This window comes from Butyrivibrio sp. MC2013 (assembly GCF_000424585.1).
GTDB lineage: Bacteria > Bacillota > Clostridia > Lachnospirales > Lachnospiraceae > Butyrivibrio.
On record NZ_AUKE01000013.1, the window covers coordinates 75,200 to 90,964 of the forward strand.

A 15,765-nucleotide genomic window follows, 5' to 3' on the forward strand; every position below is an offset into this window, starting at 1 on the left:
ACTACTTAAGCAGCGCAAGAAGGAAGGGAAATCGTGGACAAACAAATTAAGAAAATCGGTGTATTGACCAGTGGTGGTGACGCACCCGGAATGAATGCCGCAATCCGTGCAGTTGTACGTAAGTCTATTGCTAATGGACTTCAGGTAGTAGGTATCAAGAAGGGTTATCAGGGTCTTCTTAACGAGGACTTTATTGAGATGGACCGTCATTCGGTTTCAGATATCATACAGAGAGGCGGTACTATCCTTGGTACAGCCAGATGTATGGAGTTCAAGACTGCAGAGGGTCAGGCCAAGGGTGCTGAGATCTGCAGAAAGCATGGCATAGACGGCGTTATCGTAATAGGTGGTGACGGTTCTTATCGTGGAGCTCAGGCTCTGGCCCGTCAGGGTATCAATACAATTGGCCTTCCCGGCACTATCGATCTGGATATCGCTTGCACCGAATATACTATCGGTTTTGACACTGCCATTAATACAGCGATGTCAGCTATAGATAAGGTACGTGATACATCTTCATCTCATGAGAGATGCTCTATCATCGAGGTTATGGGTCGTCATGCAGGTTATATCGCTCTTTGGTGTACTATCGCCAACGGCGGTGATGACATCCTGATCCCTGAGAAATATGACTTTAATGAGCAGAAGGTCATCGACAATATCATTGACAACCGTAAGCGTGGCAAGACTCACCACATCATCATCAATGCTGAGGGTATCGGCCATTCCACATCCATGGCCCGCAGGATCGAGGCAGCTACAGGTATCGAGACCAGAGCTACAATCCTGGGTTACATGCAGCGTGGTGGTTCACCTACATGTAAGGACCGTGTGTATGCTTCTTACATGGGCTGCTTTGCAGCAGATATCATGGCTGAGGGCAAGTCCAACAGGGTTGTAGGCTATCGCGATGGCAAGTTCCAGGATTTTGATATCGAGGAAGCTCTGTCAATGACCAAGGATATTGATGAATATCAGTATCAGATTGCTAGGATTTTATAATCCTTAAAAACATAATTCGACTAATGAGAAGCTTCCTGCACAGGGAGCTTCTTTTCATACGACATAGAAGTGCATCCATGCACTTCTGAACATGTCGAGTTACATCCTGTAACATACGACATAGAAGTGCATCCTGTAACAACGATACCGAGGTATAATATGATAACCAGTGCTACCAATGATAAGGTCAAGAAAATAGCTGCATACATAGCAAAGCCGCGGCTGCGCAGGAAGGACAAGGTCTTTGTGGTGGAGGGCATCCGTATGGCACGTGAGGTACCCTTTGACCTCCTCATATCCGCATATCTGTCAGAGTCATTTATCAGGGATATGTCGGATGAGGACAGAGCCTATGTGGAGAGCCTGCCCTGCGGTTATGAAGCAGTGTCTGACCAGGTATTTAACAAGATGTCGGATACCACAACGCCTCAGGGTATACTCTGCCTTGTCAGGCAGAAGGAGTATGAGGAGAGCGTCATCACAGACGCAGCTGATCCTCTTATATTGATACTGGAGGACATCCAGGATCCCGGCAATATGGGCACTATATTCAGGACTGCAGAGGCAGCAGGCGTCAGCGGTATATATATGACAAGGGGCTGCGTCGATCTCTTTAGCCCCAAGGTGGTCAGGTCTACCATGGGAGCTATATTCAGACAACCATACAGATATACTGATAATATAGTAGAAACTATCGCGTCCCTCAGAGAGAAGGGTATAGTCAGCTATGCGGCGCATCTTAAGGCGGACAAGTCTGTATATGATACGGATCTGACGGGGCCTGTTGCCTTCCTTATAGGTAATGAAGGCAACGGCCTTAAAAAGGAGAGCGCAGATGCAGCAGGAGGCTATCTTATCATTCCCATGAAGGGACAGGCGGAATCCCTTAATGCAGCTGTATCTGCAGCCATACTGTCCTTTGAAGCCATGAGGCAAAGAGGAATATAAGCTGTCATGTATGTTCAGAACCCCGCAAAGCTGAAGGCTTATGCAGGGTCCATCAATAATATAAGTCTAGATTGAGGAGGATATCAAAATGGTAATAGGTTTTATCGGACTGGGTAACATGGCAAAGGCCATCATAGGAGGAATACTCAAAAAGGAGATCGTAGGAGCTGAGGATATCATAGGCTCTGCTGCTACCAAGGAAACAAGAGAGAGGGTAGCAGGGGCATTTGGCATCGGTGTCAGGGATTCCAACAGGAAGGTGGCTCAGGAAGCTGATGTCATCGTACTGGCTGTAAAGCCTCAGTATTTCAAGCAGGTGATCGCTGAGATCATGGATGATGTGGATGATTCCAAGCTGATCATCTCTATTGCTGCAGGCAAGACCATCAAGTGGATAGAGAATGCCTTTGAGAAAAAAATCCGTCTGATACGCGCTATGCCCAATACACCCGCTCTGGTGGGAGAAGGCTGCACTGCAGTGTGCAGGAATGAGCTGATATCCGACCAGGATCTGAGCTTTGTGATGAGTATATTTGAGAGTATTGGCAAGGCCAGTGTGGTAAATGAGAACCTGATGGACGTGGTAGTAGGCGTATCAGGCTCCAGCCCGGCTTATGCATTTATGTTTATAGAGGCTATGGCAGATGCGGCTGTAGAGGGAGGCATGAGCAGGCAGCAGGCTTATCAGTTTGCAGCTCAGTCACTCCTTGGCAGCGCCAAGATGGTACTGGAGACAGGCAAGCATCCCGGAGAACTCAAGGATATGGTATGCTCCCCGGGAGGTACTACCATAGCAGCTGTTCATACACTGGAGGAAAAGGCCTTTAGAGGTACAGTCATGGATGCTATCAAGGCCTGCATAGACAAGAGCAGACAGCTCTAAAAAGCGCCGCCCATCACCTGAAGGTGGTGGGTTATCTTGATTATTTTATATATTGTTGCAAAAACAAGCAATAATTACCAAAATTTGACAATTTTGCCCCTCACTGTTAAGATAGAAATTGCGATTTGTTACTGAGATCGTAATACATCTTGTCAGATCCACTATTTACAGGGTTTTGATACACGTAAGGGGACTATAACTTATGAAAAAGAACAGAGCATGCGTTCTGTTCCTGGGGATGATGATCGGTGCAAGCCTGTACGGCATGACTGCACCAATTAAAGCTCAGGCGTCCGGTGTCGGAGTCGCTGCAATGCTGGGATATACCGGCAACGAGGCTCCTGCCATGGAGCAGCTTGAAGAAGCTGCCGAATTGGCTGAGACGATATCGGTGAACGCAGAAGCGGCGGGCTCTCATAGAGAGTTTGTCGAGGGAGACAGCTCCGATCTGGTCATGGCGAATGTCAACAAAGCGATGAATGTCAGAACAGATCCAAGCGAGGACGGTGCCAAGGCAGGTATCCTGTACAAGGATTGCGGCGGCAGGATCCTGGAACAGAAGAACGGCTGGACCAAGATCGAGTCCGGCAATCTGGTAGGCTGGGCCAAGGATGATTATCTTCTCTTTGGAGAGGATGCTCAGGAACTGGCTGCAGAAGTGGGAAGTACCATTATCACAGTAGACTGTGATGCTCTCTACCTTAGAGACGATGACAGCGTGCATGCAGATTCCATGGCAGTACTGACCAGGGGAGATTCACTGGATGTCATCGAGGAGCAGGACAACGGCTGGACCAGTGTGGAATATGATGATGAAGTAGGCTATGTGCAGTCCGATTATGTATCCGTGACCTTTAGGATCGACTCCGGCGAGACTATGGCGGAGATCCACAAGAGGGAAGAGGAAGAGAGACAGGCAGAGCTTAAGAGGAACCGCGGCAGAGTAGATGCCAATGCAGATGAAGTAAGGCTCCTGGCAGCGCTTATCGTATGCGAGGCGGGCAATCAGCCTTATGAAGGCAAGGTATCCGTGGGCGCGGTTGTTATGAACAGAGTAAAGAGCGGTGGTTATCCCAATACCATCCACTCAGTAATATATGCTTCAGGACAGTTTACACCTGCCCTAAACGGCAAGGTTGCAAGCGTCTACAATGGCAACATATCCGATTCCTGCCTGCAGGCAGCACAGGCCGCTATCAACGGCGAGACCTATGTTGGCGGAGCTACTCACTTTAAGAGAGCGGGGCGCCACGACGGCCAGGTGATCGGCGGACACGTATTTTGGTAAAAACGCCATAGAAGTGCATCCGTGCACTTCTGAGCATGGCGGTTCACATCCTGTGAACACTTCATATAAGTGCATCCTAAACGGAGACTATTTTGGTCTCCGTTTTTCGTGCTTTTGGGGGTATAAGCCCTTTCTTTTTGCTATAATTGCCCTTTTATTAAAACTATATTCTGATATACTAAAGACATATAGAAAACACATATATTCTGTGTCATATCATGTAGGAAGGAGGAAGGATGATGGAAACGAGTATGGTTATGATCTGGCTGATCCTCACTATTATACTTGCAGTATTTGAAGTGATATCCACGTCTCTTACAAGTATATGGTTTGCCTGCGGCGCGCTGATCGCATGCGGAGCTGCAGCAATAGGTCTTCCGCTGGCGGTGCAGATAGTAGTCTTTATAGTGGTATCCGTAGCTATCCTGCTTACGGTGAGACCTCTGGCAGTTAAATATTTTAACAGGAACCGTGTCAGGACCAATGTGGAAGCTATGGCAGGGAGAAAGGCCATAGTAACAGAGAGAATTGACAATCTTACAGAGTCCGGACATGTGAAGATTGACGGTATGGAGTGGATGGCAAGGTCTGCTGATAATAACGTCAGTATAGACAAGGACAGCACTGTGATCATCAGAGCTGTAGAAGGTGTCAAGCTCATAGTTGAGAAGGTTCCTGAGACGGTAGCGGGACAGACCACAGTTCAGGGTCAGGGCTTTATAGGTCAGTAAATATCAGATAAGATATTATTGAAAAAGGTGTGCCGAAAAATCGGCAGGAAGGAGATATATATGATATTTTTTGTAATCGTGATCATTTTGCTGGCATTTCTGGCATCATGTATCAGAGTAGTACCTCAGTCATATGCATACATGGTTGAGAGGCTGGGAACCTACCAGAGCACATGGGGCGCAGGTCTTCACATTCTGATGCCTTTTATGGATAAGGTTGCCAAGAGGGTCAACCTCAAGGAGCAGGTATGTGACTTCCCCCCTCAGCCCGTTATCACCAAGGATAACGTAACAATGCAGATCGATTCAGTTGTGTTCTTCATGATCACAGATCCCAAGCTCTATACATACCGTGTAGAGAATCCTCTGATGGCTATCGAGACACTGACAGCTACCACTCTTCGTAATATCATCGGTGAGATGGAGCTGGACCAGACACTGACCAGCCGTGAGACTATCAATACTCAGATGCGTTCCGCACTGGATATCGCTACAGACCCTTGGGGTATCAAGGTAACCAGAGTAGAGCTCAAGAACATCAATCCTCCCGCTGCTATCCGTGACGCCATGGAGAAGCAGATGAAGGCAGAGCGTGAGAGACGTGAAGCTATTCTCCGCGCAGAAGGTGAAAAGAAGGCTACTATCCTTGTAGCAGAAGGTAAGAAGGAATCCCAGATCCTGGAAGCTGAAGCAAAGAAGCAGGCTACAATCCTTGCAGCTGAAGCTCAGAAGGAAAAGGAGATCCGCGAAGCTGAAGGTCATGCACAGGCTATCAGAAGCGTCCAGGAAGCTAATGCAGACGGTATCCGCTATGTCAAGGAAGCCGGCGCTGATAAGGCAGTACTCACACTCAAGAGCCTTGAAGCCTTCGAGAAGGCTGCAAACGGCCAGGCTACCAAGCTCATCATCCCTTCGGATATCCAGGGAATTGCAGGTCTTGCATCCTCACTTAAAGAGGTTGTGGCAGGAGATGCCCCCAAGGCTTGATATATGGTATACTAAGCTGACTGTATTTTTATACAGTCAGCTTTTTTATTGTAGTGAACTGTTTATCATAAAGGGAAAGGAATGAGAGAAATGGGCGAAATTAACTTAAAGGGACGTGATTTTCTAAAGCTCCTGGATTATACACCTGAGGAGATTGAGTATCTTTTGGATCTGGCAGCTGAGCTCAAGGACAAGAAGAAAAGGGGCGAGGCTCATGCTGTATATCCTACCAAGAACGTGGCATTGATATTCGAAAAGACCAGTACCAGGACCAGGTGTGCTTTTGAAGTGGCAGCTCACGATCTGGGCATGGGTTCTACTTATCTGGACCCTGTTGCATCCCAGATAGGCCACAAGGAATCCATAGCAGATACAGCCAAGGTCCTCTCCCGTATGTTTGACGGTATAGAATACAGGGGCTTTGAGCAGACTATTGTGGAAGAGCTGGCAGAGCATTCGGACGTACCTGTATGGAACGGCCTGACCAATGAATTTCATCCCACACAGATGCTGGCTGACCTTCTGACTATCAGAGAGCATTTTGGACACCTTAAGGGCATACACCTGTGCTATTTTGGCGATGCCAGGTACAATACAGGCAATTCACTGATGGTAGCCTGTGCCAAGATGGGTATGCACTTCACAGCAGTATCCAACAAGAAGTACTTCCCTTCCAAGGAGTTGACAGACGAGTGCATCAGGATTGCTGAGACTACAGGCGGCCAGATCGACTTCTTTGAAGATCCCATTGCTGCCAGCAAGGGTGCTGACGTAATAGCTACCGATATCTGGGTATCCATGGGCGAGCCCGATGATGTATGGGAAGAGAGGATTGCTGACCTGTCTCCTTATAAGGTGACTATGGATATCATGGACAATGCAGGAGAGGGCGCCGTATTTATGCACTGCCTGCCCTCCTATCATGACCTTAATACCAAGATGGGGGTCAAGATCAAGGAGAAATTTGGCCTGGACGATATGGAAGTGACAGATGAGGTCTTCACATCTGAGAGGTCACTGGTATTTGACGAAGCTGAGAACCGCATGCATACCATTAAGGCTGTAATGTATGCTACACTGTGATGCAGATTATAGTTCTTTTGCAGGCAGGTTGGTGATATGCAGGATCTGACAGATAAAGATATATTAAAAAATATAAAGACCGGGGTCATGGGCCGCAATATCATTATCAAGGACCGGACAGGCTCCACCAATGATGATATAAGGGAATTGGCTAAAAGAGGTGCTCCCGAAGGGACTGTTGTCCTGGCCAAGGAGCAGACCCTTGGAAGAGGCAGGAATGGCAGGCACTGGCATACTCCCCCGGGGGATAATATAGCCATGAGCCTTCTTCTGCGGCCATCTTTTCCGGCAGATAAGGCACCTATGCTCACGCCTGTCATGGGACTTGCCATAGCAAAGGCCATTGAAGAGCTGGCAGAGTGTAGAGCCATGATCAAATGGCCCAACGACATAGTCCTTGAGAGGAGAAAGGTCTGCGGGATACTCACAGAGCTCCATATAGCCCCGGGAGGGGGAGAATATTATGTCATAATAGGAGCGGGCATCAATGTGAGGCAGCAGGTCTTTGCTGAGGATATCAGGGATATGGCTGGCTCTATCCTGACTCAGACGGGAAAGAGCGTAGACAGGAGCAGGCTCATCGCTGCAGCTATGAATGCTTTTGAAAAGGATTATAATATCTTTAAAGAGAGCTGCTCCATGGCAGGCCTGAGAAAAGCTTATGAGGACAGGCTCCTGAACCTGGGGGAGACAGTGAGGGTCCTGGACCCCGCCGGGGAATACCAGGCAGAGGCTGTAGGCACAGGAGACGGAGGCGAACTCATAGTCAGGCGCGCAGATGGCAGCACAGAGAGAGTCTATGCCGGAGAAGTCTCTGTAAGGGGACTCTACGGATATGTATAGTTAGAGTATCACAATAGAATCAGATCAGGAGGCAAATGCTGTGAGTGGCATGATCTTAGTAGTAGATATAGGTAATACCAATTTTACATTTGGAGTATATGAGAAAAAGGAGCTCAGGGCCCTCTTTCGCATGATGTCCCAGAGTCCCCGCACTTCAGATGAGTACGGGATCAATCTCCTGGCGCTGCTTAGAGCCAATGATATTGACAAGGATGAGATAGATGGTGTTATCATAAGCTCTGTTGTACCTCAGGTCATGCACGCATTTGTGAGCTCCATTATCAAGTACCTGGGCAAGAGACCCTATATAGTGGGTCCCGGCATCAAGACCGGCATCAGGATCACAACCGAGAATCCCAAGGAGATAGGGCCCGACCTTATCGTAGATGCTGTTGCAGGATATGAGATCTACGGCGGCCCTGTCATGGTCATCGACTTTGGTACAGCCACTACCTACGAGATCATCAACGAGAAGGGCGAGTTCTTCACAGGCGTCATCTCTCCCGGTATCAGGATATCGGCCAGAGCTCTTTGGGAAGATACTGCCAAGCTCCCTGAGATCGAGATCAGAAAGCCCGCTTCCATACTGGCCAAGGAGACTGTGTCGTCTATGCAGGCCGGCCTTATGTATGGACAGATAGGCCAGACCAGGTATATCATAGACCGGATGAGAGAGGAATCGGGCCTCAAGAATATGAAGGTCATCGCCACAGGCGGCCTTGGCAGGATGCTGGTAGATGACATCCCCGAGATAGATGAGTACGATCCCTGCCTGACCCTGGAAGGCTTGAGGATCCTATATGAGAAGAACTGCAGGACCAAGCCCAAGGAAAGTGCATACGAGGATTAATAGATATGTCAAATAATGAGAATGTAAATAGTGAAAAAAAAGAGCCTTCTGTAGATAGAGACGTGGACGCAGCCATTCCTCAAGAGACTCTTGAAGGTCAAAAGAGAAAGCCCCAGCACCTGATCATCAATAAGGAGACAGGCAAGGTCATCAATGCTGACAGCGGCGAAGAGGTACAGTCCATTGATATCGTCACTGAGGACGGCATGCTGGGCAGCGTATCCTCCAGCGGCAGGATCGTGCTCTGCGGTGCCAATGCATATGAGGAAAAGTATTACTTTAATCCCCTCTTCAAAAAGGTACCTGAGAGTATCCAAAAGGAGCTGCGCATTATCAGTGTGCTCTATACCCAGAACGCCGGCGGCGTATTTACCATTGAGTTTGAAGAGGATGGCAGCATCACCATGGAGACCAATGCCGATGAAGAGGATATCACTTATGATGAAGTCAGCGCAGGCCTCCTCATAGGCGAGATCCGCAGGCAGCGCCAGGATATGTTCAAGGCACTGGAGTCATATTACAAGGTGATCGTGCTCCATCAGAGCCTGGAAGAAGTACTGCTCACAGAAGATGAGACTGACGATGAAGACTAATTCAAATTATTATCATCCATTTAAAATAGGGGATGTAGAGATCCCCAATAATCTGGTTTTGGGACCAATGGCAGGGGTAACCGACCTGCCATTTCGTTTACTCTGCCATGAGCAGGGGGCAGGCCTGGTGGTCATGGAGATGGTAAGCGCCAAAGCCATAACCTATCATAACAAGAAGACCAGAGAGCTCATGGCAGTGCATAGCGATGAGCATCCGGTGGCACTGCAGCTCTTTGGCTCAGAGCCCGATGTGATAGCACAGGCCATAGGAGAGATCTCGGATATAGACTATGATATCCTGGATATCAATATGGGCTGCCCTGTGCCCAAGGTCACAGGCAACGGCGAGGGCTCTGCCCTTATGAAGAACCCATCTCTCATAGGAGAGATAGTGGCGGCTGCTGTAAGGGCCAGTGACAAGCCTGTGACGGTGAAGATCAGAAAGGGCTATACAGAGAAGAATATCAATGCCGTAGAGTGCGCTCTGGCAGCAGAGGAGGCAGGAGCCTCTGCCATAGCAGTGCATGGCAGGACCAGAGAGCAGTTCTATAGCGGTCACGCAGACTGGTCCATTATCCGTAGGGTTAGGGAAGCGGTATCCATACCCGTCATAGGTAACGGAGATGTGACAGATGCAGCTTCTGCCATAAAGCTCATAGATGAGACAGGATGCGACGGAGTCATGATAGCAAGGGGAGCCAGGGGTAATCCCTGGATCTTCAGAGAGATAGCTGCAGGCATGCAGGGCATGGGTATCCCTGAGAGACCATCCAGCCGCGAGATTTACGATATGATCATCAGACATGCCAGGCTGATGAATGAGGTAAAGGGCGAATATATAGCTGTACGTGAGATCAGAAAGCACGTAGCCTGGTACAGTGCAGGTATCCCCGGATCAGCCAGACTCAGAAACCTGGTGAGCAGCGTAGAGGATATGGCTAGCCTGGAAGAGATTTGCAGAGAGATATTCGGTGTATAGGACGAAATAATAAGAGCCGCAGAGGTATTACTATCTCTGCGGCTCTTGTATTATCTCACGCACTTACGCTATCTTTCAAAAAGTCATATTGAGATTCATACAGACTTCTGTACATGCCACCCTCTATTTGCATCAGCTCGTCGTGGGTGCCCATCTCCTCGATGACGCCATGGTCTACATATAGGATGCAGTCTGCGCCTCTGATGGTGGAGAGTCTGTGGGCTATGATGAAGCTGGTCCTGCCCTGCAGCATACGGGAGAGGCCCTGCTGCAAGAGGATCTCAGTCTCTGTATCAATGGCTGCAGTAGCTTCGTCCAGGATCAGGATGCGGGGATTAGCAAGGACCGCTCTTGCAAAGGATATGAGCTGGCGCTGACCGGCTGATAGTCTGGAGCCTCGCTCATTTACCTGGGTATTGTAGCCGTCCTCTAATGACATGATAAAGTCGTGGGCACATACAGTCTTTGCGGCAGCTATTACTTCTTCGTCAGTGGCTTCTTTTCTGCCGTATCGGATATTGTCCATGATGGTACCGGAGAAGATGAAGCTGTCCTGCATCATGACGCCCATCTGGGTCCTGAGGGACCTTATGGTCACATCATTGATGCTGATGCCGTCTATGGTGATATCGCCGGTATCCAGGTTGTAGAAGCGGCTGATCAGGTTCACTATGGTACTCTTGCCTGCACCTGTGGGACCTACTATGGCATAGCTCTCGCCTGCCTTCACATCAAAGGATACTCCGTGGAGGATCTCTACGCCATCGTCATAGGAGAAGCGTACATCCTTGAAGGATACGTCTCCCTTAATGGGTGGCATGATACCTGCGCCTTCCTTGTCCTTTACAAGGACAGGAGCATCTATGGTCTCGAATATCCTCTCCAGGTATGACACGGCTGTCAGCAGGGAGTTGTAGAAGTTCGCCAGGGTCATGATAGGCTGCCAGAAGCGGGCCACATATCCGGTGAAGGCTGTGAGGAGACCTACTGTGATCAGGGTCTCGCCCCTTATGAGCCAGCTGACGCCCAGCACGTAGATCACTGCTGTGGACAGGACATTAATATTGTCAATGACAGGCCTTAATATAAAGTTGTATTTCACAGCGTCCAGCCATGCCCGGCGGGATTGCCTGTTGAGCTCGTTAAAAAAGTCTGTGTTGTAGCCCTCTCGTACAAAGGACTGGGTGACCCTGATGCCGTTCACCGATTCGGCGATATAGGCATTGAGATTGGACTGCTTATTGGACTGGATCTGCCAGGCCCTGTGCTGCCTCTTCTTGACGAAGAGGACTATGAATACCAGTATGGGAAGGCCGCACATCACGATGAGGGTGAAGCGCACATTCAGGTATAGCATGAAGAATACGATGAATACCATGGAAAACATGTCCGTGATGGTATTGACTATACCGTTGGAGAGCAGGTCCGAGAGGTTATTTACATAGTTGACTACTCTTACCTGGATCTTGCCGTGGGGCTTGTCATCAAAATAGGAGAAGGGGAGCTCCTGAAGGTGCAGGAAGAGCTCTCTTCGCAGGTTGTAGATGACGCCCTGGCCTACCTGGGAGGTGAGCTTTATCTTCTGCCTGGTGATATAAGCGCATATGCAGGAGATGAGCAGTGTCAGGCCTGAATATATAAGGATCTGCCTGATGGCTTCCTCTGAGGACAGGTCTCCTGTGAAGCTGGTGATGGATACAATATCCATGACGTTTTTGATGAATATGGGGATCAGCATGGACAGGCCGCTGCTGATGACCATTATCACTACTGCCAGTATGAGTTTATTCTTAAAGGGCCCTACATAGTGGGCCAGACGCATGAGCTGTGCCAGGTCAAAGGATTGCTCCAGCTCTTCATCTTCATTGATCTTATTACGTGCCATCCGGGTGGCTCCTTTCAGATGATATGTCGGTCACAGGATGTATCACTGTTACAGCCTGTGACAGACTCTATATAGTCGTTATGAGGCAAGGATACTGCAGCATTTGGCTCAGCCGGCTGCCTTGTCTCCGTACTGGTGGGCGAATACTGTGCTGTAGTAGCCCTCCTGCTGCACCAGTTCTTCATGGGTACCCTGCTGGGTAATACGGCCGTTCTCCACAACCAGGATCATATCAGCATCCTTAAGTGAGGAAATACGCTGGGCGATGATAAATACGGTCTCATTCTCCAGGCACTTGAGGTCGTGCTGGATCTGGCTCTCAGTCTCCATATCCACGGCTGAGGTGGTATCGTCCAGGATCACTATGGCAGGCTTTTTGAGAATGGCTCTTGCCAGGGAGATACGCTGCTTTTGACCACCGGAGAGACCAATGCCTCTCTCGCCTACTACGGTATCATAGCCGTCTGGCATCTCTCTGATAAAGCCGTCTGCGTCAGCCATTTTTGCAGCCCATTCCACCTGCTCAAAGGTACATTCGGGATCGCCGTAGGCTATGTTGCCCTCTATGGTGTCTGAGAAGAGGAACACATCCTGCATGGCCAGGCCTATGCCGTCTCTAAGTGTATGGAGCTGCAGGTCTCTCACGTCTGCGCCGTCTATGAGTACCTCGCCGTCTGTCACGTCAAAGAAGCGACAGATCAGGTTCATGATGGTAGTCTTGCCTGAGCCTGTGGCACCCAGGATACCTATGGTCTGACCGGGCTGCACATGGAAGCTCACATGGTCCAGTATGGGCTCTCCCTCTACTTTGTAGGACACATCGCGAAATTCCACTTCGCCCTTGATGCGCTTTGCAGACTTTGGATATCTGGGATTCTGGATATCAGGCTTTTCTGATACTGTGGCATATATCTTCATTACGGAGGTAGTGAACCTCTGATAGTCATTGATCAGCCAGCCAAACATCCTTAAGGGGTTATTGAGCATCCAAAGGTAGGAGTTGATCATGACCATATTGCCCAGGGTCATGCTGCCGTGTATGCACATGATGCCGCCCACTACCATGAGTATCACCACCAGGAGTGATGCCAGCACTTCAAAGATAGGTACATATAGAGTCCAGACCTTGGCTGCATCCAGCTCGGCATCTCTGTACATGCCGTTTTCTTTGTCAAATTTCTCTATCTCATAATCCTCTTTGGCAAAAGCACGTACTACCCTGTTACCTGAGATATTCTCCTGGACAAAAGCATTAAGTGAGGAGAAGCGGTCTCTGATATGCATGAAGCGGGGCTTGATAGTCTTGGACTGCAGGTAGGTCATAAGTGCTGTGATAGGAAGCACTGTGATCATGGCAAGGCCTATGCGGTAGTCTGTGGAGAAGATCATGACAAGGGCTATGACAAAGAGCAGGGCATTCTCATAGATATTATATATAACAAATGCTACGAAATGTCTGATAGCCATCATATCACCGGTCTGCCTGCTCATGAGGTCACCTGTCCTGTTCCTGTTGTAAAAGGCAAAGTCCTTTTGCAATAGGCTCCTGTACACGCCGTCTCTCATGTCATAGAGCATGTCCTGGGAGCAGGTCTCAAAGTTCCATAGGAAGATGAGCCTGATCAGTGATTGGGACAGGGATACCACTATCATGAGTAGGAGCGCCTTGGGTAATAGGTCAAACCTCTCTCCTATATCCCGCCCGTCACCTATGATATTGTCTACTATGTATCCCGTGATCCTGGGATTGACTATAGCCAGGATACTGGTAATGGTCACCAGCACCAGTCCCATGACTATCTTCCATTTGTACTTGGCCAGAAACTGGTAAAACCATCTCATGGCCCTGCGGAAACTCTCGTCTTTGAATTTGGGTCTCATATTATGCCTCTTTTAGTCATTATTTCCTATTAAAAATGTTTTTATATTCTTTGCCGCAGCAGACGCAAATCTGTTTTGAATGACAATTCAAAAGCTGATTGCTGTATAAAGATGTTACGCCATATAAATATAAAGACAATGACTTAAACTGCTATTCATTTGATCTTTTCTGCTATAAAATGTTGGTGACAGGGAAAAACAGATAGAGCTTTGAGGCTTATAAAAGAAAGGGTGTCCACATATGCTTTTTAGAGTGATCGCATCAGGCTATAACTTTGTCCATCCAAAGGGCTGGAATATATACAGGCCCCAGGGCATAGGATCCTATATTATCGTCTATATCAGGAACAGGTTCTATTATGATGACTGCAGTGAGGGGGCAGAATCCAGGTACTCCCCTTATCCTGCATATATGTTTTATAAGCCGGGCCAGGCCCAGCACTTCTACCTGGACCATGAGGAGTATGCAGATGACTGGATGCACTTTGAGATAGATGAGGAACACAGGCAGGAGGCAGAAAGCTTTATAGATGCCCTATCCCTCCCCTGGGGAGAGCCTGCTGTAGTGGGGAGCAATACCGAGGCGGGAATACTCTTTCGCCTGATAGGAACGGAGCTTAGAAAGCATGGCCCATCCAGGGATGAGATACTGGACTGCCTCTTAAAGAGCCTCTTATATAAGCTCAGCGACATATGCGGCAGCAGCGGCGATGCTGGCTGTGCCTATCCCTCATCTACCCTGGAATCCTACAGGCAGTCCTTTGACAGTCTCAGGAACAGGCTCTATCAGGGCGGCGTGGCAGCCGGGATATCAAGCGTTGATGAGATAGCAGGTGAGATGAACCTGAGCACCTCCTACTTTCAGCATATATACAAGGCTCTATACGGTATACCTGTGACCAGGGACCTGATCACAGCCAGGATCGAATATGCGGCATATCTATTGCAGAACCATGCAGGCTCCATAGGTGATATAGCATCCAGCTGCGGCTATGAGAGCGTGGAGCACTTCAACAGGCAGTTTCGCAAGATCAAGGGCTGCTCCCCCAGCAGGTTTATCTCAGCAGGTGATTACAAAATGGAGTAGCTTAAAAAAGACCTATTGATTTTATTGGCATTGGGCGATATAATACGTAAGTCGCATTGTATACAGGCAATGCTACGTACAAAAGTATCTTATATATCGTTTATACGATAGGAAGACATATGGGGATGTGTAGTATAGCGTCTCTTATTTTTTAGGAGGTAATATCCATGGAACAGAAGCGTGTATTGACATACGAAGGTCTCAGAGCATATGAGATGGAGCTCGAGGATCTCAAGGTTAACAAGCGTAAGGAAGTAGCTCAGAAGATCAAGGAAGCCCGCGAACAGGGCGACCTGTCAGAGAACGCTGAATATGATGCTGCCAAAGATGAGCAGCGTGATATAGAGACCAGGATCGAGGAGCTGGAGAAGATCCTCAAGAACGCAGAAGTCGTTGTTGAAGATGAAGTCAATCTGGACAGGATCTCCATCGGCTGCAAGGTCAGGGTCAAGGACATGGAGTTAAATGAGGAATGTGAATACAAGATCGTAGGATCATCAGAGGCAGACTCCCTCAAGGGCAAGATCTCCAATGAGTCTCCTGTAGGAAGAGCTCTGATGGGTGCGAAGAAGGGCCAGACAGTGAAGGTAGAGACCCAGGTAGGTGTGCTCAAGTTCAAGGTTCTGGAGATCGATCGTCCTCAGAGCGCATAATAGTGTATGACCCGAAGTCCTGTTTACCGGTGTGTACACAGGACTTTTTTATGTAGATAGTAAGGGAGATAA

15 protein-coding genes are annotated in these 15,765 nt (G+C 48.6%); 13 read left to right on the forward strand and 2 right to left on the reverse strand.

Annotated elements, in window-relative coordinates:
- Positions 1-33 precede the first annotated feature (33 nt).
- The 11 genes from pfkA (at position 34) to dusB (ending at position 10,187) form a co-directional block, all read left to right on the forward strand.
- Positions 34-1,002, forward strand: a complete 969-nt coding sequence (gene pfkA / locus G636_RS0109155) for a 6-phosphofructokinase (RefSeq protein WP_026507810.1) — start codon at positions 34-36, stop codon at positions 1,000-1,002.
- 159 nt (positions 1,003-1,161) lie between these two features.
- A complete protein-coding gene (locus G636_RS0109160; protein ID WP_026507811.1) occupies positions 1,162-1,950 on the forward strand; it encodes a TrmH family RNA methyltransferase in 789 nt (262 codons plus the stop codon).
- Between the two features lie 88 nt (positions 1,951-2,038).
- Entirely contained in the window at positions 2,039-2,833 is a 795-nt protein-coding gene (proC, locus tag G636_RS0109165; RefSeq protein WP_026507812.1) for a pyrroline-5-carboxylate reductase, read from the forward strand.
- Positions 2,834-3,035: 202 nt separating this feature from the next.
- On the forward strand, positions 3,036-4,121 hold the full coding sequence (locus G636_RS17985; protein ID WP_051226804.1) for a cell wall hydrolase: 1,086 nt from the start codon (positions 3,036-3,038) through the stop codon (positions 4,119-4,121).
- Positions 4,122-4,360: 239 nt separating this feature from the next.
- On the forward strand, positions 4,361-4,852 hold the full coding sequence (locus tag G636_RS17990; protein WP_051226806.1) for an NfeD family protein: 492 nt from the start codon (positions 4,361-4,363) through the stop codon (positions 4,850-4,852).
- Positions 4,853-4,912: 60 nt separating this feature from the next.
- Positions 4,913-5,839, forward strand: coding sequence for an SPFH domain-containing protein (locus G636_RS0109180; protein ID WP_035779322.1), 927 nt, complete (start codon positions 4,913-4,915; stop codon positions 5,837-5,839).
- A 99-nt stretch (positions 5,840-5,938) separates the two neighbouring features.
- Positions 5,939-6,922 carry an ornithine carbamoyltransferase gene (gene argF, locus G636_RS0109185; protein WP_026507814.1) on the forward strand — a complete coding sequence of 328 codons (984 nt, stop codon included), beginning with the start codon at positions 5,939-5,941 and terminating at the stop codon, positions 6,920-6,922.
- Positions 6,923-6,958: 36 nt separating this feature from the next.
- Positions 6,959-7,765: a biotin--[acetyl-CoA-carboxylase] ligase gene (locus G636_RS17995; RefSeq protein WP_051226808.1), complete on the forward strand. Its 807-nt coding sequence runs from the start codon at positions 6,959-6,961 to the stop codon at positions 7,763-7,765.
- Positions 7,766-7,814: 49 nt separating this feature from the next.
- The gene (locus tag G636_RS0109195) at positions 7,815-8,615 is read left to right on the forward strand and encodes a type III pantothenate kinase (protein WP_026507815.1); all 801 of its coding nucleotides are present in this window, start codon (positions 7,815-7,817) and stop codon (positions 8,613-8,615) included.
- A gap of 5 nt (positions 8,616-8,620) precedes the next feature.
- Positions 8,621-9,208, forward strand: coding sequence for a DUF6145 family protein (locus tag G636_RS18000; RefSeq protein ID WP_242826948.1), 588 nt, complete (start codon positions 8,621-8,623; stop codon positions 9,206-9,208).
- Positions 9,198-10,187 carry a tRNA dihydrouridine synthase DusB gene (dusB, locus tag G636_RS0109205; protein WP_035779325.1) on the forward strand — a complete coding sequence of 330 codons (990 nt, stop codon included), beginning with the start codon at positions 9,198-9,200 and terminating at the stop codon, positions 10,185-10,187. Before G636_RS18000 ends, dusB begins: the two co-directional genes overlap by 11 nt.
- A gap of 55 nt (positions 10,188-10,242) precedes the next feature.
- On the opposite strand, the gene G636_RS0109210 is transcribed toward dusB, so the two are convergent.
- Positions 10,243-12,072 carry an ABC transporter ATP-binding protein gene (locus G636_RS0109210; protein WP_026507817.1) on the reverse strand — a complete coding sequence of 610 codons (1,830 nt, stop codon included), beginning with the start codon at positions 12,070-12,072 and terminating at the stop codon, positions 10,243-10,245.
- Positions 12,073-12,180: 108 nt separating this feature from the next.
- Positions 12,181-13,953, reverse strand: a complete 1,773-nt coding sequence (locus G636_RS0109215) for an ABC transporter ATP-binding protein (RefSeq protein ID WP_051226811.1) — start codon at positions 13,951-13,953, stop codon at positions 12,181-12,183.
- A gap of 241 nt (positions 13,954-14,194) precedes the next feature.
- Between G636_RS0109215 and G636_RS19550 the strand changes: the two genes are divergently transcribed.
- Together G636_RS19550 and greA are read left to right on the forward strand one after the other, a co-directional pair.
- Positions 14,195-15,040, forward strand: coding sequence for a helix-turn-helix domain-containing protein (locus tag G636_RS19550; protein ID WP_051226813.1), 846 nt, complete (start codon positions 14,195-14,197; stop codon positions 15,038-15,040).
- A gap of 167 nt (positions 15,041-15,207) precedes the next feature.
- Positions 15,208-15,693, forward strand: coding sequence for a transcription elongation factor GreA (gene greA / locus G636_RS0109225; protein WP_026507819.1), 486 nt, complete (start codon positions 15,208-15,210; stop codon positions 15,691-15,693).
- Positions 15,694-15,765 lie beyond the last annotated feature (72 nt).

What these genes read in the sequence shown, in the direction of transcription:
- G636_RS0109160 (WP_026507811.1), top strand. Translation starts at nt 1,162, where the DNA reads ATGATAACCAGTGCTACCAATGATAAGGTCAAGAAAATAGCTGCATAC.
- proC (WP_026507812.1), top strand. Translation starts at nt 2,039, where the DNA reads ATGGTAATAGGTTTTATCGGACTGGGTAACATGGCAAAGGCCATCATA.
- G636_RS17985 (WP_051226804.1), top strand. Translation starts at nt 3,036, where the DNA reads ATGAAAAAGAACAGAGCATGCGTTCTGTTCCTGGGGATGATGATCGGT.
- G636_RS17990 (WP_051226806.1), top strand. Translation starts at nt 4,361, where the DNA reads ATGGAAACGAGTATGGTTATGATCTGGCTGATCCTCACTATTATACTT.
- G636_RS0109180 (WP_035779322.1), top strand. Translation starts at nt 4,913, where the DNA reads ATGATATTTTTTGTAATCGTGATCATTTTGCTGGCATTTCTGGCATCA.
- G636_RS17995 (WP_051226808.1), top strand. Translation starts at nt 6,959, where the DNA reads ATGCAGGATCTGACAGATAAAGATATATTAAAAAATATAAAGACCGGG.
- G636_RS0109195 (WP_026507815.1), top strand. Translation starts at nt 7,815, where the DNA reads ATGATCTTAGTAGTAGATATAGGTAATACCAATTTTACATTTGGAGTA.
- G636_RS18000 (WP_242826948.1), top strand. Translation starts at nt 8,621, where the DNA reads ATGTCAAATAATGAGAATGTAAATAGTGAAAAAAAAGAGCCTTCTGTA.
- dusB (WP_035779325.1), top strand. Translation starts at nt 9,198, where the DNA reads ATGAAGACTAATTCAAATTATTATCATCCATTTAAAATAGGGGATGTA.
- G636_RS0109210 (WP_026507817.1), bottom strand. Translation starts at nt 12,072, where the DNA reads ATGGCACGTAATAAGATCAATGAAGATGAAGAGCTGGAGCAATCCTTT.
- G636_RS0109215 (WP_051226811.1), bottom strand. Translation starts at nt 13,953, where the DNA reads ATGAGACCCAAATTCAAAGACGAGAGTTTCCGCAGGGCCATGAGATGG.
- G636_RS19550 (WP_051226813.1), top strand. Translation starts at nt 14,195, where the DNA reads ATGCTTTTTAGAGTGATCGCATCAGGCTATAACTTTGTCCATCCAAAG.
- greA (WP_026507819.1), top strand. Translation starts at nt 15,208, where the DNA reads ATGGAACAGAAGCGTGTATTGACATACGAAGGTCTCAGAGCATATGAG.